The sequence below is a fragment of the Flavobacterium ardleyense genome (assembly GCF_033547075.1).
GTDB classification, from domain to species: domain Bacteria; phylum Bacteroidota; class Bacteroidia; order Flavobacteriales; family Flavobacteriaceae; genus Flavobacterium; species Flavobacterium ardleyense_A.
Window position 1 is genome coordinate 1,767,873 of record NZ_CP137891.1, and the last position, 16,795, is coordinate 1,784,667.

18 protein-coding genes are annotated in these 16,795 nt (G+C 34.8%); 15 read left to right on the plus strand and 3 right to left on the minus strand.

Features of this window, described 5'->3' with window-relative positions:
• The first annotated feature begins 56 nt into the window (after positions 1-56).
• Positions 57-2,504, plus strand: coding sequence for a replication restart helicase PriA (gene priA / locus SBO79_RS07650; RefSeq protein WP_318639829.1), 2,448 nt, complete (start codon positions 57-59; stop codon positions 2,502-2,504).
• A 4-nt stretch (positions 2,505-2,508) separates the two neighbouring features.
• Here priA and SBO79_RS07655 read toward each other — a convergent pair whose 3' ends face one another.
• Complete coding sequence (locus SBO79_RS07655; protein WP_318639830.1) at positions 2,509-3,204, minus strand: LytR/AlgR family response regulator transcription factor; 696 nt, start codon at positions 3,202-3,204, stop codon at positions 2,509-2,511.
• A gap of 168 nt (positions 3,205-3,372) precedes the next feature.
• Between SBO79_RS07655 and rpsF the strand changes: the two genes are divergently transcribed.
• From rpsF to SBO79_RS07690, 7 genes are all read left to right on the plus strand, one after another.
• Positions 3,373-3,714, plus strand: coding sequence for a 30S ribosomal protein S6 (rpsF, locus tag SBO79_RS07660; RefSeq protein WP_318639831.1), 342 nt, complete (start codon positions 3,373-3,375; stop codon positions 3,712-3,714).
• A 5-nt stretch (positions 3,715-3,719) separates the two neighbouring features.
• Positions 3,720-4,016, plus strand: a complete 297-nt coding sequence (gene rpsR, locus SBO79_RS07665; protein WP_318639832.1) for a 30S ribosomal protein S18 — start codon at positions 3,720-3,722, stop codon at positions 4,014-4,016.
• A 66-nt stretch (positions 4,017-4,082) separates the two neighbouring features.
• A complete protein-coding gene (gene rplI / locus SBO79_RS07670; protein WP_318639833.1) occupies positions 4,083-4,523 on the plus strand; it encodes a 50S ribosomal protein L9 in 441 nt (146 codons plus the stop codon).
• Positions 4,524-4,621: 98 nt separating this feature from the next.
• On the plus strand, positions 4,622-5,095 hold the full coding sequence (locus SBO79_RS07675) for a DUF6495 family protein (protein WP_318639834.1): 474 nt from the start codon (positions 4,622-4,624) through the stop codon (positions 5,093-5,095).
• 68 nt (positions 5,096-5,163) lie between these two features.
• Positions 5,164-7,170: an NAD-dependent DNA ligase LigA gene (ligA, locus tag SBO79_RS07680; RefSeq protein ID WP_318639835.1), complete on the plus strand. Its 2,007-nt coding sequence runs from the start codon at positions 5,164-5,166 to the stop codon at positions 7,168-7,170.
• Positions 7,160-7,870, plus strand: a complete 711-nt coding sequence (locus SBO79_RS07685) for a hypothetical protein (protein ID WP_318639836.1) — start codon at positions 7,160-7,162, stop codon at positions 7,868-7,870. Before ligA ends, SBO79_RS07685 begins: the two co-directional genes overlap by 11 nt.
• Positions 7,871-7,897: 27 nt before the next feature.
• Positions 7,898-8,572: a hypothetical protein gene (locus tag SBO79_RS07690; RefSeq protein ID WP_318639837.1), complete on the plus strand. Its 675-nt coding sequence runs from the start codon at positions 7,898-7,900 to the stop codon at positions 8,570-8,572.
• On the opposite strand, the gene SBO79_RS07695 is transcribed toward SBO79_RS07690, so the two are convergent.
• Positions 8,549-9,460 (minus strand): bifunctional metallophosphatase/5'-nucleotidase, encoded by a 912-nt coding sequence (locus SBO79_RS07695; protein ID WP_318639838.1) that lies wholly within the window; start codon positions 9,458-9,460, stop codon positions 8,549-8,551. The two genes, SBO79_RS07690 and SBO79_RS07695, sit on opposite strands and share 24 nt — an antisense overlap.
• A gap of 18 nt (positions 9,461-9,478) precedes the next feature.
• A complete protein-coding gene (locus SBO79_RS07700; RefSeq protein ID WP_318639839.1) occupies positions 9,479-10,276 on the minus strand; it encodes a 5'-nucleotidase C-terminal domain-containing protein in 798 nt (265 codons plus the stop codon).
• A 27-nt stretch (positions 10,277-10,303) separates the two neighbouring features.
• Here SBO79_RS07700 and SBO79_RS07705 point away from each other — a divergent pair, with 27 nt between their 5' ends.
• The 7 genes from SBO79_RS07705 (at position 10,304) to recN (ending at position 16,738) form a co-directional block, all read left to right on the plus strand.
• Positions 10,304-10,819 (plus strand): DUF6913 domain-containing protein, encoded by a 516-nt coding sequence (locus SBO79_RS07705; RefSeq protein WP_318639840.1) that lies wholly within the window; start codon positions 10,304-10,306, stop codon positions 10,817-10,819.
• Complete coding sequence (gene dapA / locus SBO79_RS07710) at positions 10,820-11,701, plus strand: 4-hydroxy-tetrahydrodipicolinate synthase (protein WP_318639841.1); 882 nt, start codon at positions 10,820-10,822, stop codon at positions 11,699-11,701.
• Between the two features lie 127 nt (positions 11,702-11,828).
• Positions 11,829-12,623 (plus strand): outer membrane protein assembly factor BamD, encoded by a 795-nt coding sequence (locus tag SBO79_RS07715; RefSeq protein WP_318639842.1) that lies wholly within the window; start codon positions 11,829-11,831, stop codon positions 12,621-12,623.
• 8 nt (positions 12,624-12,631) lie between these two features.
• Positions 12,632-12,952 (plus strand): DNA-directed RNA polymerase subunit omega, encoded by a 321-nt coding sequence (locus SBO79_RS07720; protein WP_318639843.1) that lies wholly within the window; start codon positions 12,632-12,634, stop codon positions 12,950-12,952.
• Between the two features lie 8 nt (positions 12,953-12,960).
• Positions 12,961-14,169, plus strand: a complete 1,209-nt coding sequence (gene coaBC, locus SBO79_RS07725) for a bifunctional phosphopantothenoylcysteine decarboxylase/phosphopantothenate--cysteine ligase CoaBC (RefSeq protein ID WP_318639844.1) — start codon at positions 12,961-12,963, stop codon at positions 14,167-14,169.
• Positions 14,166-15,053, plus strand: coding sequence for a type IX secretion system protein PorD (gene porD, locus SBO79_RS07730; protein ID WP_318639845.1), 888 nt, complete (start codon positions 14,166-14,168; stop codon positions 15,051-15,053). Before coaBC ends, porD begins: the two co-directional genes overlap by 4 nt.
• 32 nt (positions 15,054-15,085) lie before the next feature.
• Entirely contained in the window at positions 15,086-16,738 is a 1,653-nt protein-coding gene (recN, locus tag SBO79_RS07735) for a DNA repair protein RecN (protein ID WP_318639846.1), read from the plus strand.
• Positions 16,739-16,795 lie beyond the last annotated feature (57 nt).

Below are 16,795 nucleotides of genomic sequence, written 5' to 3' on the forward strand. Positions count from 1 at the left end.
ATCTATGAAAATTATAAACGATAAGGTATCTTTGTAATACAATCAAAAAATCATCAATGCTTTATTTTGTTGAAGTAATTATTCCACTGCCTTTAGCGACCACATTTACCTATCAAGTTTCTGAAACTGAATTTAATTTTATTCAACCAGGATTACGAATTGCTGTGCCTTTTGGAAAAACCAAAACCTACACCGCACTCGCTATTTCAAAGCATAATTTGCAGCCACAAGATTATGATGCAAAGGAAATCATCGAAATTCTTGATCAGACGCCCAAGGTCACTGCAATACAATTAAAACATTGGCAATGGATTTCCAAGTATTATATGTGCGCTATTGGAGATGTTTATCGAACTGCGATGCCATCGTCTTTTATTTTAGAAGGCGAAACAATCATTACGCTTTCAAATGAAATTTCGGTAGATGAGGATTCCTTGTCCGATAATGAATACTTGGTCTACGAAGCGCTACAGCAACAGCCAAGTCTCCGAATCGATGAAATTATTTCGATATTGAATAAAAAAAATATTTTTCCAGTTATTCAGACGTTAGTTAGCAGAGGAATTGTGCTTGTAGGAGAGAGATTGATTGAAAAATATAAGCCGAAGAAAATAAAATATATCCGAATTAATTCAGAATATTCAGATTCTGAAGGATTATCGGCACTGATGACTGAATTGAGTAAAGCCGCAAAACAGAGAGATGCGGTGATGACCTATTTTAAACTCGCTGCTGGAAATTCAAAACCCATAAAAGCCAAATTACTTACGGAGTCGGGGAATATAAGTACATCTATTATAAAAGCATTGGTAGACAAAGAAGTTTTTGAAATCTATCACTTTGACGAAGATCGCGTGATTTTTGCTGATTCTACTTTAGAGGCTCCATCGCTTAGTGCGGTACAACAAACAGCATTTTCAGAAATTCAACAGTCATTGATTGATAAAAATGTTTGTCTTTTGCATGGAGTTACTGGAAGCGGGAAGACTGAAATTTACATTAGACTCATTCAGGAATATTTAGATAAGAATCAGTCTGTTTTATATTTATTGCCTGAAATAGCCTTAACTACGCAACTCGTTGGAAGATTGGTCAAACATTTCGGAAATAAGGTTGCAGTTTTCCATTCAAAATATAGCAATAATGAGCGAGTTGAGGTTTGGAATCAAGTTTTAGAATCCTCATCTACTGCACAAGTGGTAATAGGCGCTCGATCGGCGCTATTTTTACCTTTTAATGACTTAGGGTTTATAATAATTGATGAGGAACACGAGCAAATGTTTAAGCAACAAGATCCTGCGCCTCGCTACAATGCGAGAGATGCGGCGATAGTGTTGGCAAATTTTCACCAGTCAAAAGTATTACTAGGATCAGCTACTCCAAGTGTAGAAAGTTTTTACAATACTCAGATAGAAAAATACGGTTTGGTGCAGCTGAGCGAGCGCTTCGGAAAAGTTCAGATGCCAAAAATAGAAATTGTCGATTTGAAAGATAAGTATTTCAGAAAAGTGATGAATGGTCATTTTAGTGATACTCTATTAGAATCTATTCAAAATAGTCTTGATGCAGGCGAGCAGGTAATTCTTTTTCAGAATCGCCGTGGCTTCTCGCCGGTGATGGAATGTATGACTTGCGGTCACGTGCCACAATGCAGGCAGTGCGATGTGAGTTTAACCTATCACAAGGTGCACAATCATCTTCGATGTCATTATTGTGGATTTACAATTGCCAAACCAATAAGTTGTCATAATTGTACAAGTCCACACCTCACTACCAAAGGTTTCGGGACAGAGCAAGTGCAGCTAGAGCTAAAAGAATTATTTCCAGAGGCAAAAGTGGCTCGTATGGATCAAGATACAACAAAAGGCAAACTTGGATTTGATAAATTGATTGATAGTTTTCAGAATAGAGAATACGATATTCTAGTAGGAACTCAGATGGTTGCCAAAGGATTAGATTTTGATAATGTAAGTTTAGTTGGAATAATGAACGCAGATAATATGCTGTATCATCCAGATTTCCGCGCTTTTGAAAGAAGCTATCAGATGCTAGTGCAAGTAGCGGGTCGTTCCGGTAGATCTAGTAAACAAGGGAATGTAATTATTCAGACCTATAATCCTATGCATGCAATAATTGGCCAAGTAGTAAAAGGGGATTATGGCGCAATGTACAATGATCAATTGTACGACAGGAAGATTTATAATTATCCTCCGTATTTCAAGTTAATTCGCCTAACCTTAAAACACAGAGATTTTGAAAAATTGAAAGAAGGGGCGATGTGGTTGTATCAAGTAGTTTCGCAAAATTTTCCTATTCCAGTATTAGGACCTGAAGAACCTGCCATCAATAGAATTCGGAATGAGTATCTGAGAACGATCTTAATTAAAATACCGGTAAATTATTCATTAGAACTAACTAAAAAGACTTTAGGAAAAATACTGAAAAGTTTTGAGGCGGTCCCTCAATACCGTGCAATTAAGGTTGTTGTAAATGTTGATCCTTAAAAAATTATTCTGTAGACAAAGCTGCAACTAAATTTTCTTTCTTATTTCTGCTTAAAGGAATCTTCGCTGTACCAATTTCGGCAAATTTGCTATTGAAGCGTTCTACCTTGTCAATGTTGATGATATAAGATTTATGTACACGAATAAAGCGGGTTTCGGGTAAATCTTCCTGAAAAGCCTTCATAGTTGACAACACAAGATGTTTTCCATCTTCGGTAACTACATTAACGTAATCGCCAAATGCCTCAATCCATTTTATTTTGGAAGTGTAAATTTTTAATTTTTTCAAATTACTTTTAATAAAGATATGCTCACCTTCCACATCGCTAACGTCTCGCTTTAAAGAGTGGAATTCGACCGCTCTCTTTACGGCGGCATCAAATCGGCCAACAGTAATAGGCTTTTGCAAGTAATCTGTAGCATCATAATCAAATGCTTTGACTGCATACTCTGCTTTGGAAGTAATAAAAATAATTTGGGGTTTTTCTTTCAGTCCATCAATAAATGCAAACCCGTTAATGACGGGCATTTCTATATCCAAAAAAATAAGATCTACTTTTTGAGTGGTTATGCAGCTTCTAGCTTCTATAGCATTAGAGAATTCTCCAACCAATTGGAGATTAGCGTGACTATTGGCCAGTTTTGCCACGACAATTCGTTGTATCGAACTATCGTCCACAATGACACAATTTAATTTCATAGCTTAATTGTTCAAGTTAGTAATAACGAATATAAGATTTATTTCTTTTCTTTTTACACTTAAATAGTATATTTTTGCAGTTCAACAATAAAAAGAATTATTTTATTGTAAAGCAAAAAAAAATGATTACTTTTGCAGTCATTTTTAAATAATCTAAAAATATTTTTTATGAATCATTATGAAACTGTTTTCATTTTAAATCCCGTTTTATCTGAAGTTCAGGTGAAGGAAACAGTAAGCAAATTTGAAGATTTTCTTACGTCACGCGGAGCAGAAATGGTATCTAAAGAGGATTGGGGCCTGAAAAAAATGGCTTACGAAATCCAAAACAAAAAGAGTGGTTTTTACCACCTATTCGAATTTAACGTTCCAGGAGAAGTTTTGATTGCTTTCGAAACTGAATTCAGACGTGATGAAAGAGTTATGCGTTTTCTAACAGTAAGTTTAGACAAACATGCAATTTCATGGGCGGAAAGAAGAAGAACTAAACTAAAAGCAGCAAAAGCGTAATTATCATGGCAACATTACAACAATCGGCTTCAGGGAAAAAAGACGGGGATATCAGATATCTTACGCCTTTAAATATTGAAACAAATAAAGCAAAAAAATACTGTCGTTTCAAAAAATCAGGTATCAAGTATATCGATTATAAAGACGCAGATTTCCTTTTGAAATTTGTAAACGAACAAGGAAAAATTCTTCCTCGTCGTTTGACTGGAACTTCATTGAAGTTTCAAAGAAAAGTGTCTGTAGCTGTAAAAAGAGCAAGACATTTAGCTTTAATGCCATACGTGGCGGATTTACTTAAATAATAAATTAATTAGGATTGTTGTCTCGATAGTAATCGAGACTAACTTTCTATTGAAAAGGACAACAATATGGAACTTATATTAAAACAAGACGTACAAAACTTAGGTTTTAAAGATGACGTGGTTACTGTGAAAGCAGGTTACGGACGTAACTTTTTGATTCCTCAAGGTTTTGCTGCAATGGCAACACCTTCAGCTAAAAAAGTATTGGCTGAAAACCTAAGACAAAAAGCGCACAAAGAAGCTAAAGTAATCGCTGACGCTAACGAAGTAGCAGAGAAACTTAAAGCTATCGAAATTAAAATCACAGCGAAAGCAGGTGGTGAGAAACTATTTGGATCTATCACAAATATTGATATCGCTGAAGCTTTGGCTAAAGGTGGTGAATCTATCGATAGAAAATTCATTACTTCAGGTATTATCAAACGTACAGGTAAATATACTGCTAACGTAAGATTACACCGTGATGTAATTATTGAATTACCTTACGAAGTTGTTGCAGAACAATAGTAGTTACTGCACTTTTATATAAGAAGTCCCGATGAAAGTCGGGATTTTTTTTGTTTAAATTTGTACATTATAATATCAAACTTTTTAACTTTTCTAGAATGAAATATGCACGATTAACCAAAGAACAATTTGATGAACTTCATCCAGAATTTGCTAATTTTTTGGCCACTCAATCTATTGATAAAAAAGAATGGGACGAAATAAAAGTCAATAAGCCAGAGGTTGCTGAACAAGAATTAGATGTATTCTCAGATCTGATCTGGGAAGGTGTGCTTGCGCGAGCTGAATATATGGAGCACTTTGCTAAAGCCTATATTTTCCTATTCGAATGTACAGAAACTCAAGTACACTCAATTGTTTTGAAAGCGCAAGACGATACGGTTGACTTCTTGACCAAAGAAGGATTGCAATGGCTGAGCGATAATATGTTTACTGACAACGTTGAAATAAAAATGGGCAAAAAGGAATTTGGTGATCAGCGTTCAGAGTCCATCTTTAGTTTAATACAGCAAGGAGCCTTCTTAAGTGACGGACATCTTTACAAGCAAATTAAAACAATAATCGAATCGTAATTTAAAAAAACATTCTCTAAATTTATACTTCATTTTCCGCCGTTTTATCTAATCTAAATTTTTCTTTTATGGATGTCAAAGTACAAATTGAGGAGTTGCGCAAATCTCTCAACGAACACAATTACAACTATTATGCTCTTGATGCTGCGACAATCTCCGATAAGGAATTTGACCTTAAATTAAAAGAGCTTCAAATTCTAGAGGAAAAACATCCTGAATATTTTGACCAAAACTCGCCTACCCAACGCGTTGGCGGTGTAGTCACAAAAAACTTTGCAACTACTGCTCACGAAAAAAGAATTTACTCCCTGGATAATTCTTACTCTAAAGAAGATGTTTTGGAATGGCAAAAACGCGTACAAAAATCCTTAGGAATTGACGATTTAGAATTTGTTTGTGAGCTTAAATATGACGGCGCTTCAATTAGTATTATATATGAAGACGGAAAACTTAAACGTGCGGTAACACGTGGAGATGGTTATAAAGGAGATGAGGTTACAAATAATGTACGAACTATAAAAACGGTACCGTTACAGATTCCAGAAAATACTGCAGCAAAAAATTTTGAAGTTCGTGGAGAAATAATTCTTCCTTTCGCTGGATTTGAAAAGATGAATAATGATCTGATTGAAATTGGTGAAACCCGTTATGCCAATCCCCGAAATACTGCTTCAGGAAGTTTAAAATTACAGGACAGCGCGGTGGTTGCCCAAAGGCCTTTGGAGTGCTTAATCTACTCACTGGTTACGGACAGTTCAGAAATAAAAACACATTTTGAGTCTTTGAACTTAGCTCGAAAATTGGGTTTCAAAGTTCCAGCTGAATCTCGTTTAGTAAATAACATAGAGGCGGTATTTGAGTTTATTGAGTATTGGAATATTCATCGACATGACCTTCCGTATGAGACCGATGGAGTTGTCATCAAAGTTAACAGCACCTACTATCAAGAGGAGTTAGGATTTACTGCCAAAAGTCCACGCTGGGCAATCGCTTATAAATTTGAGACAGAACGTGCCTCCACCTTACTTAAAGAAATTACTTATCAAGTGGGTAGGACCGGTGCAATCACACCGGTTGCCAATCTCGAAGCGGTACAGCTTGCAGGCACTGTGGTAAGACGGGCGTCATTACATAATGCCGATCAGATTGAACGCCTAGATATTCGTGAAAACGACACAGTTTTTGTTGAAAAAGGAGGAGAGATTATTCCAAAGATTATTGGAGTGGATTTAGCACTGAGACCCGAAAATTCTGAACCTACAATTTATATTACAAACTGTCCGGAATGCCAGACGTTATTAGTTAGAAAAGAGGGAGAAGCTCAACATTACTGTCCAAATTTTTATGGCTGTCCCCCGCAAGTGGCGGGAAGAATACAGCACTTTATTTCGCGTAAAGCAATGGATATTGACGGGATAGGAAGTGAGACTAGTACATTATTATATCAAAATCATTTAATAGAATCGTATGCAGACTTGTACGAACTTACGGTTGAGCAACTACTGCCTTTAGAGCGAATGGCGCAAAAATCTGCGGACAACATTATAAACGGCATCGAGAACTCTAAAAAAGTTCCTTTTGAACGCGTTCTTTTTGGATTAGGAATTCGATATGTTGGAGAAACCGTGGCTAAGAAATTGGCGAATCATTACAAAAATAGTGATGCGCTGGCAGCTGCTTCCTTTGAAGATTTAGTATTAGTCGATGAAATTGGAGAGCGAATTGCCTCAAGCATTATTCAATTTTTTGCAAATGCCGAAAATATAAAGATACTTGAAAGATTAAAAGTATACGGTCTTCAGTTGCAAATAGAAGAAAGTGGAAGTAAAATAATTTCGGATAAATTTCTAGGCAAGAGTTTTGTTGTTTCGGGTGTGTTTACCAATTTTTCTCGTGATGAACTGAAGCTTTTGATTGAAAGAAATAGCGGAAAAAATGTTGGAAGTATATCGTCAAAGACAGATTTTATTGTTGCTGGTGAAAATATGGGACCTGCAAAATTAGAAAAAGCAGTTAAGCTAGGAATTACCATACTAAGTGAAGAAGACTTTATGAAATTTCTAAATGAGGGATAGCAGGCCGTCTTTTAATGTTTACATGATTACAAGTTTGAGTGTAATCATTTTCTATTTACTAGAATGTGATACCTTATTAAGTTTGGTAAAACCTGTAATTGTACCAGCAATTTTTTACTACTACATACAAACAACTCGGTATAAGATCAGTAAATCTTTTAGTATTGCATTATGGCTTTTTTTTGTGTCCGATATGATAGAAATTACAGATTCTAATCAAGGTTTGATTCTTATAATGAGCTGCAGCTTTGTAAGTTACATCATCATCAGTGCAATGGTCTTGAGTGAAAAAACTGAAATTCGGTTTAGTAATACTTCGGTTTTATTTTCAATTTTATTTGCGATTACGGCGGTATACATGTCTATTCAAGTGCTTATAAGCGTTTCGCTCGAAAATGTGCCTAAGTTCATATTTTTTGCAATGTATGCAGCATTGATAATTGTGATGGTTATCTATGCAATATTTAGATTTTTTACAGAGAAAGATTATGTCTCACAAATTTTGCTAGCAATGACTATGGCAATGTTTGTGTCAGACATTTTTTATGGTTATGCACGATTTCTCATAATAGATAATGCAATAATCAAGGTTGTAAGTATTATTGCTCAATTTGTTTCGTATTTTTGGATGGTTCAATATTACAATAACAGACGCCCCAGTCTAGCAAAAAGAACTATATGTAAAAACTTAAAGCTGTAGTAGTTGGATAAGTCTATGCGCATAAGAATGCAAACAATTTTATTTCTTACAATTGCAATTGTACTATCGGTAGAGTTGTATGCAGAATTTATGCAATTACCCAAAATTATTTTAGTTGCAAAACCGCTATTAAATGTTCTTATTTTAATATATTATTGGTTGAGATCTGAAAAGAGGAGCGCAGCACTTACTTTTTCATTAGTAGCAGCTTTCGCAACCAGTATATTATTTATTACAGACAATTCCACTTACGTGTTATTTGGCGTCATATTATTTGCTTTTCATCGCATTGCACTCATTTACTTTTTGTCAAAGTTATTAGAACCAATCTATTATTTTGCAGTAGCAATTGCTAGTATTCCGGTGGTAATTATATTTTTATATCTTCTCTCGATCAGTGCAAATCTTGATACGGCAACAATTGTGGCTTTGATTGTGATTTCGGTTTTACTTGCGCTGTTTGTAGGAATTATTTTAGCGAATTATATGCTGAAAGATGAAAATAACAATTCGTGGCTATTAATATCAGCCCTAATGTTTATCGCTTTGCAGTTAATTGTATATATTGAGAAGTATTATTTAGTTGAATTTTCTCCAAAAATATTAAGACCAACAGCAGTACTTTTTCTGTCGTTGGCCTTATTGTCATTGATAAAGGGAGTATTAACGCAAGAGAAACTAAACCGTAATACTTCTACCTGAACCAGCCAACTCCGAATCATTATCTAAGTAGAAGTCAATTCTTCCTAAATTTAGCCCAAAACAACCCGTTTGGTTTACCAAAACTTCCTTGCCCGCAGCGTTTTCTAAAACAGTAGGTTTTTTTAAGAAAGTATGGGTGTGTCCGCCAATTATCAAATCGATATCCTTTGTAAGAGCGGCAAGCTTTACATCAGATATTTTCTGCTGATCATTAGTATATTTGTAGCCTAGGTGAGATAAAGCAATTACAATATCACATTTCTCATTTTCTTTAAGCAGTCTTGCGGTATCCTGAGCAACTTCAACAGGATCCAAATAGAGGGTTTCTTTGTACATCATCGGGTCTACCAATCCTGCCAACTCAATTCCCAAACCAAACACTCCAACCTTGATTCCACCTTTATTAAAAACTTTGTAAGGTTTTACTAATCCAGCCAAAGTGGTTTTGCTAAAATCATAATTTGCTGAAACAAAGTCGAAATTTGCGTGTGGAAGTTGTGCATAAAAGCCTTCGATGCCATTATCAAAATCATGATTGCCCAAAGTTGCGGCATCATATTTCATCATTGACATTAATTTAAACTCAATTTCACCACCATAGTAGTTAAAATAAGGAGTGCCTTGAAAAATATCTCCAGCATCTAATAATAAGACGTTTGGGTTCTCAAGACGAATATTCTCTATAAGAGCTGCTCTGCGGGCTACTCCTCCCATATTAGCATTTCGTGGATCTGTTGCAGGAAAAGGGTCGATGTGGCTGTGGACATCATTCGTGTGTAATACAGTTAAATGTCTTTTAGCCGTTGTTCCAAAACTGCTTAGTGTTACACCACCAGCAATTAATGCCCCTCCAGCGAGTGTATTTTGAATAAAGTCTCTTCTTTTCATTTTAATTTCTATACTTTATTATTCTTGATTTATTCTAATGTCTGTTAAAGTCGGTATAATGCTATGATCCTTAAAATAATCAATCATTATTGCTCGTAATTTGTAATCGATGTCACTATTTTTTATTGATTTCCCGAAAAAGTACATTCGATCTCCACCGTTTATCAAATAATCAGAAGTTGCAACATTGTAAGTTTTACCCTTGTCAAAAGGCTGGCCACCAATACGGATATCTTGAGGTCTATTATCCTTAGTTATTGTAAACGTCATTCCTGATAAAGGGTGCGCTTTTTTTTCTGAAATTAAATAATCAATCATTTCGATAATTGCCTCACCAGGTAATTCTGCGACTATCACTTTATTTTCGAAGGGCATTAATTCAAAAGCGGTTCTAGTAGTTACATCTCCTTTTGGAAGAATTGATCTAATGCCTCCCAAATTTAATAGCACTATATCAATTTCTTTCGAAGTCCTTGCTTTAAAAATACGGTTACCATATAGCATTGTTGCATCCGCCATTAAATTGCCAACGGTTGTCTGCCATTTCCCCGACTTGTCTAATGTAGTAGGAGCATGAGCTAGAACTTTATTTAGATCTTGATCAATATGATCTTTAAATGGTTTTATATATTTTTCAATTTTTAGATCTGATTTTATGGTGTCAGAAATAGGAATTTGAGCTCCAGAAATTGCTGTAATAAAATGTTTTTGCTGACTACAAGATGTTGTAAGAACAAAAGTTAAGATTAAACCAATTTGTAACCAATTATTGGCATACTTTTTTAGTTTTGACACTGAATGTGATGCGAATTTCATTAAATTTGTTTTTTAAGTAAAAGTACTATGTTTCTAGATTATCTCAAGAATTTTGTGATAAAAAAAATAGTCAACAAAGCGCTCTCGAGTGATGTTGTATATGACAATGTAGGCAAAATTCGCAACATCGGCATTATTGCTGACGAGGCTTTTTTGCCGCAGACAGAAAGTTTGAAGAAGAGCTTAATAAATAGAGGAATTTTAGAAAATGATATCTCTATAATTATCCGTTCAACAAGTAGTCAGATCGGCAATTGTAATTATTTAACTTTTAGTTTGGCGACTGTTTCCAAAGTAGGGAAATTTTTGAACCCCAAAATCCAGGAGTTTATAGATAAGGATTTCGACTTGCTCATAAATTATTACGAGCAAGAAAAACTTGTTTCGCTCATGGCTTCGGCACTATCAAAAGCCACCTTTAAAGTGGGGTTTGCTAGTGTGGATAAAAGAATAAATAATCTTATAATAAATACTTCTCCTCATGATTTCCAGGTTTTTGAAGAAGAGTTATTTAAATATTTAAAAATATTAAATCGAATTTAAATGCATAAATTAATTGGGACAGGTGTGGCATTGATAACACCTTTTAAAAATGACTTTTCTATAGATACTGATGCACTTTCTAGAATAGTACGCTATCAGATTGATAATGGTGTTGATTATCTTGTGGTTTTAGGTACAACTGCAGAAACTGCAACCCTTAATTCTGAGGAGCGTAATCTGGTTATAAATACTATTGTTACTGCAAATGCAGGAAAGTTACCTCTAGTTTTAGGAGTAGGTGGCAATAACACAGCGGCGGTCGTGGAAGAGCTTAAAACTAGGGATCTGTCGTCATTTGCTGCTATTCTTTCTGTTTCACCGTATTACAGCAAACCAACCCAAGAAGGTATTTACCAACATTTTAAAGCTATTGCTCTTGAATCGCCTTTACCTATAATTCTGTACAATGTTCCAGGTCGAACAGCAAGTAATATGCTTCCCTCAACCGTAGTAAGATTAGCACAAGACTTTAAAAATATTGTTGCTATAAAAGAAGCATCGGGAGATATTGTACAAGCGATGAAAATAATCGAATCAAAACCAGACGATTTTTTGGTAATTTCTGGGGATGATATGATAACTTTACCAATGGTATTAGCGGGAGGTGCCGGCGTTATTTCTGTAATAGGCGAAGGCTTTCCAAAATTGTTTTCGAAAATGGTTCGCTTAGGTTTGGAAAAAAAGGTTGAAGAAGCTTATAAATTACATTACAAAATCTCACCGTGCATTGACTTTATTTTCGAGCAAGGAAATCCTGCGGGTATCAAAGAAGTGTTTATGACATTGGGTTTGTGTGAGAATGTAGTAAGACTTCCATTAGTATCTGTGGATGCGGGCCTGTCAAATAAAATTCAAAAATTTGTTCAAGAAATTGAAAAATAGCGCAGTAGGAAGTAGGACTTTTCGGCTTTAAAAAAAATGTTTTTCGGTAAGTAATTAATAACTAAATTTGCAGTCGCTTAATATTAATATTTTCAATTCATATTTGCAGCAAAATTCAAAATAAAAAATGACAAAACTTCTAACTTTCATAATTGTAATAGTACTTTTCAGCTCTTGTGGGCAGTATCAAAAAGTTCTAAAGGCAAACGAAATCAGGCCAAAGTATGATATGGCCAAAAAAATGTATGAAGAGAAAAAATATTCAAAAGCAATTAGGCTTTTTGAACAGTTAGCTCCTGCATATAGAGGAAAGCCAGAAGCAGCCGAAATGTATATGATGTATGCTCAGTCATTTTATAAAACAAAGCAATATTTTGCTGCGGGCTATCAATTTGATAATTTTGCTTCTTCATATCCAAGGAATGAAATGGCCGCAGAAGCATCTTTTATGGCTGCCAAATCATATTCTAAGTTATCGCCAGTTTACTCATTAGATCAAATTGACACTGAAAAAGCAATTGATAAATTTCAAAATTTTATTGATAGATATCCTACTTCAGAATTCATAGAGGAAGCTAATGTGAATGTAAAGTCGTTGCGTGAGAAGGTCGAAAAAAAGGTTTTTGAAGTCGCAAAAGGCTACCACAAGATTATGGATTACAAAGCTGCTATTGTAGCTCTTGATAATTTCGTTGCAGATTATCCGGGAACGCCATACAAAGAAGAAGCTTTATTTTACAAATTTGATTCGGCCTATTTATTGGCGATGAATAGTGTGGATTCTAAGAAAGAAGAACGACTTAATTCTGCTAAAGTGGCCTACAAGTCATTAGTAAAATATAAGGAAGATACAATATATAAGGAAGACGTGGCAAAGATGCTGACAAAAATAGATTCGGAGTTAAAACAATTTTCAAAATAAAAAAAGTCATGGATTTAAAGAAGACGAATGCACCTGTAAATACAATTACATACAATAAAACTGTAATTGAGGAGCCAACAGGTAATGTATATGAGGCGATAACAATTATTGCAAAAAGAGCAAATCAAATTAACTCTGAAATAAAAAAAGAATTAACTGAGAAATTGGAGGAGTTTGCGACTTATAATGATAGTCTTGAAGAAATTTTTGAAAATAAAGAACAAATTGAAGTTTCAAAGTTTTACGAAAAGTTGCCTAAACCACACGCTTTAGCAGTACAAGAATGGCTTGAAGGTAGAATCTACCACCGCGATTCTACTAATGAATAAATAATACCATGTCAATTTTAAGGGATAAAAATATACTTCTTGGAGTGTCAGCGGGCATTGCTGCCTATAAGACAGCCAGTTTAGTTAGACTCTTTATTAAAGCAGGTGCTCAGGTACAAGTTGTAATGACACCTGCTAGTAAAGATTTTGTAACACCCTTAACACTTTCTACTCTATCCAAAAACCCAGTCTTTTCTAGTTTCTATGATGAACAGGACGAAAATGCGGTTTGGAATAATCACGTAGAATTGGCTTTGTGGGCTGATATTATGATTATCGCTCCAGCAACTGCCAATACACTGGCAAAGATGGTATCAGGCGACTGCGATAATTTGCTAATTGCTACATACCTTTCGGCAAAATGTCCTGTTTATATCGCACCAGCAATGGACCTCGATATGTATAAACATCCTTCCACCATTCACAGCTTACAATCATTAACTTCCTTTGGCAATCTTATCATTCCTGCTGAATCAGGTGAACTAGCAAGTGGGCTATCGGGCGAAGGCCGAATGGCTGAGCCTGAGAATATTGTTGACTTTATTACTAAGGATTTGGAAGGACAATCACCGCTTCTGAATAAAAAGTTTTTAATTACAGCTGGTCCAACATACGAAGCTATTGATCCTGTGCGTTTCATAGGAAATCATTCGTCTGGCAAAATGGGTTTTGAAATCGCCGAAGCTGCCGCTAGATTGGGAGCTCAAGTAGTATTGGTTTCAGGTCCTACCAATTGCAAAGCATCCGATACTTTAATTAAAGTTATTCCAGTTGTATCGGCAGAGGAAATGTATATGGTCTGTCATCAATACTTTTATGAAGCAGATGTAATGATTGCTTCGGCAGCTGTTGCAGATTATCGACCTAAAAATATTGCTGACCAGAAGATAAAAAAGCAAGAAGAAACTTTAAATATCGAACTAATTAAAAATAAAGATATTTTGCAATCACTTGGCGCAATTAAGGAAAAGCAATTCTTGGTTGGATTTGCTCTAGAAACCGAAAATGAAATTGCCAATGCAAAAGCAAAAATCAAGAAAAAAAACCTAGATTTGATTGTTTTAAATTCTCTTCAAGATGCAGGTGCTGGTTTTGGAGTGGATACCAATAAAGTTACCTTTATAGATAAGGACGGTCAGATTGAGACTTTGCCACTAAAGTCAAAAGAGGCGGTTGCAAATGATTTGATAGCCAAAATAATAGATACTATATTATGAATAAATATTTCTTTATAATTTTCTCGTTATTGTTCACTGCCGCACAAGCGCAGCAACTTAATTGTGTAGTTACTGTCAACTCCGATAAACTTGGAAATGCGGACAATCAAACGTTTAAAACTTTGGAAACTGCGTTGACTGAATTTATGAATAATACAGATTGGACAGGTCAAAATATTCTGCAACAAGAGCGAATTAACTGTTCAGTATTTATTAATCTGAGTTCATATTCTTCTGATGCTTTTTCTGGAACTATCCAAATACAATCGGCAAGACCTATATTTAATTCTACTTATTCTAGTCCAATTTTTAATTACAATGATAAGGATGTGGATTTTAGGTATGTCGCTTTTGAGAACTTGACTTTTAATCCTAATTCTTACGATTCTAATTTAGTATCACTATTAGCTTTCTACAGTTACGTAATGATTGGTCTTGATGGCGATAGTTTTAAATTGGAAGGTGGAAAAGCAAGTCTTGACAAAGCACTTGACGTTGCAATTATCGCTCAACAAGGCGGAAGTAAAGGATGGAGTCAGGCAGATGGAAATCAAAACAGATATTTTTTAATTAATGATTTAGTTTCTCCAAGTTATAAGCCATTTAGAGCGGCACTTTATAAATATCATTATGAAGGTTTAGATTTGATGAATCAAGATTTGAAAGCTGCCAAAACCGCCGTAAAAGAATCAATTTTCACTCTCGGTCAGCTACATCAGGTTAGACCAAATGCATTTTTAACAAGAGTATTTTTTGATGCCAAAAGTGATGAAATAATTTCGATATTTTCTGGTGGACCTTCAATTCCAGTGGCCGATTTGATTGAGCAACTAAATAAGGTGTCTCCCTTAAACGCTAGTAAATGGGGACAGATAAAATTATAATTGAAACTATTTCCAATCAAAAAGTCTAATAGATGATAAGTTCGTTATCGATTGAAAACTTTGCATTGATCGACAAAATGTCGGTCAATTTTTTTGATGGTTTTTCAACAATGACCGGAGAAACGGGTGCGGGTAAATCTATTTTACTAGGAGCCTTAGGACTTGTCTTGGGCAGAAGAGCAGATCTTTCTGTTTTAAAAAATAAAGAAAAAAAATGCATTATCGAAGCAGGCTTTAATTTAAAAGGCTATAATCTACAAGATTTCTTTACTTATAATGATTTGGATTACGAGGAAAGCACAACAATACGTCGAGAAATTTTACCTTCAGGAAAGTCTCGTGCATTTGTAAATGATTGTCTTATTAATTTAAATGAACTGCAGCAGCTTGGATCGTTTCTCGTTGATATTCATTCGCAGAACGAAACTAGGGAACTTTCAGAAGAGGATTTTCAATTTAGAATTATTGATGCGATTGCAGATAATAATTTAAAATTGCAATCATTTTCAAAAAATCTAAAAGTCTACAAAACAGCTAAAAAGAAGCATCTCGAATTAAGAGACTCTTTGGCTGCAGCCTTAAAGGAACAAGATTATAACACCTTTTTATTTGACGAACTTTATTCTGCTCAATTAAAATCAGGACAGCAAGAAACTTTGGAAATTGACCTTGAAAAATTAAGCAATGTCGAATTTATCAGCGAAGTTCTTAAAAAAGCGGAAAATTTATTTGGAGATGAGCACGTTGGAATTTTAAATAATTTAAAAGATATCCGAGGTTCTTTTCAGAAAATTTCAGGTTTTGGCTCTGATTACAAACAAATCTTCGACAGAATCGACAGCAGTTTGATTGAATTAGATGATGTTTTTACTGAAATAGAGCAGCTTCAAGAGGGTTTATCTTCTGATCCGGAAGAACTTGAAAGTACAAATCAAAAATTACAAGTAATTTATAATTTACAGAAGAAACATCAAGTTTCTACCGTAGATGAATTGTTGGTAATTCAGGAAGAATTGGACCAAAAAGTAGTTTCTGTTTCAGATCTAGAAACTACGATCGCTAAGTTAGATATTGAAATTAGTGCTAGCGAGAAAGAGTTGGACGAATTAGCTCAACAAATTCACATCGCAAGAATTGACGCTCTTCCAAAGCTAACCGATAAGCTTAAATCAATATTAGAATTATTAGGAATGCCTCATGTGCGTTTCAATATTGAGCTATTTCCACTTGACAAGTATGTAAGTAATGGAAAAGAAGAATTAAAATTTTTATTTTCTGCCAATAAAGGAACTGATTTTGGCTTGCTGCGTAAGGTGGCGTCTGGGGGAGAATTATCTAGGATTATGTTGGCTGTTAAAGCCATTTTGGCACAATATTCCAATTTGCCAACTATTATTTTTGATGAGATTGATACGGGTGTCTCTGGTGAAATTGCCAATAAGATGGGATTAATTATGCAAGAAATGAGCTTGCATATGCAAGTTCTCTCTATTACCCACTTGCCGCAAATAGCGGCCAAAGGAAAGCATCATTACAAAGTATATAAGGAAACTGAAAATGATAGTACAAGTTCAAATTTGATTTTGCTGTCAAAAGAGCAGCGAATTGCCGAGATTGCGACTATGCTTTCTGGAGCAGATATCACAGCGTCGGCTTTAAAGCATGCAAAAGAATTGTTGAATTAGATTATTATTTTATATTTTTAAACTTTGCTAAAAAGTCACCTAATAGTACTGGTGTTT

Bases quoted from the DNA above. Each gene is read 5' to 3' on its own strand.
- SBO79_RS07695 (WP_318639838.1), bottom strand. From the start codon at position 9,460: ATGAAAAGAAGAGACTTTATTCAAAATACACTCGCTGGAGGGGCATTA.
- SBO79_RS07705 (WP_318639840.1), top strand. From the start codon at position 10,304: ATGTTTCTAGATTATCTCAAGAATTTTGTGATAAAAAAAATAGTCAAC.
- SBO79_RS07655 (WP_318639830.1), bottom strand. From the start codon at position 3,204: ATGAAATTAAATTGTGTCATTGTGGACGATAGTTCGATACAACGAATT.
- SBO79_RS07675 (WP_318639834.1), top strand. From the start codon at position 4,622: ATGAAATATGCACGATTAACCAAAGAACAATTTGATGAACTTCATCCA.
- porD (WP_318639845.1), top strand. From the start codon at position 14,166: ATGAATAAATATTTCTTTATAATTTTCTCGTTATTGTTCACTGCCGCA.
- ligA (WP_318639835.1), top strand. From the start codon at position 5,164: ATGGATGTCAAAGTACAAATTGAGGAGTTGCGCAAATCTCTCAACGAA.
- coaBC (WP_318639844.1), top strand. From the start codon at position 12,961: ATGTCAATTTTAAGGGATAAAAATATACTTCTTGGAGTGTCAGCGGGC.
- SBO79_RS07690 (WP_318639837.1), top strand. From the start codon at position 7,898: ATGCAAACAATTTTATTTCTTACAATTGCAATTGTACTATCGGTAGAG.
- priA (WP_318639829.1), top strand. From the start codon at position 57: ATGCTTTATTTTGTTGAAGTAATTATTCCACTGCCTTTAGCGACCACA.
- SBO79_RS07685 (WP_318639836.1), top strand. From the start codon at position 7,160: ATGAGGGATAGCAGGCCGTCTTTTAATGTTTACATGATTACAAGTTTG.
- recN (WP_318639846.1), top strand. From the start codon at position 15,086: ATGATAAGTTCGTTATCGATTGAAAACTTTGCATTGATCGACAAAATG.
- rpsF (WP_318639831.1), top strand. From the start codon at position 3,373: ATGAATCATTATGAAACTGTTTTCATTTTAAATCCCGTTTTATCTGAA.
- rpsR (WP_318639832.1), top strand. From the start codon at position 3,720: ATGGCAACATTACAACAATCGGCTTCAGGGAAAAAAGACGGGGATATC.
- dapA (WP_318639841.1), top strand. From the start codon at position 10,820: ATGCATAAATTAATTGGGACAGGTGTGGCATTGATAACACCTTTTAAA.
- SBO79_RS07700 (WP_318639839.1), bottom strand. From the start codon at position 10,276: ATGAAATTCGCATCACATTCAGTGTCAAAACTAAAAAAGTATGCCAAT.
- SBO79_RS07720 (WP_318639843.1), top strand. From the start codon at position 12,632: ATGGATTTAAAGAAGACGAATGCACCTGTAAATACAATTACATACAAT.
- SBO79_RS07715 (WP_318639842.1), top strand. From the start codon at position 11,829: ATGACAAAACTTCTAACTTTCATAATTGTAATAGTACTTTTCAGCTCT.
- rplI (WP_318639833.1), top strand. From the start codon at position 4,083: ATGGAACTTATATTAAAACAAGACGTACAAAACTTAGGTTTTAAAGAT.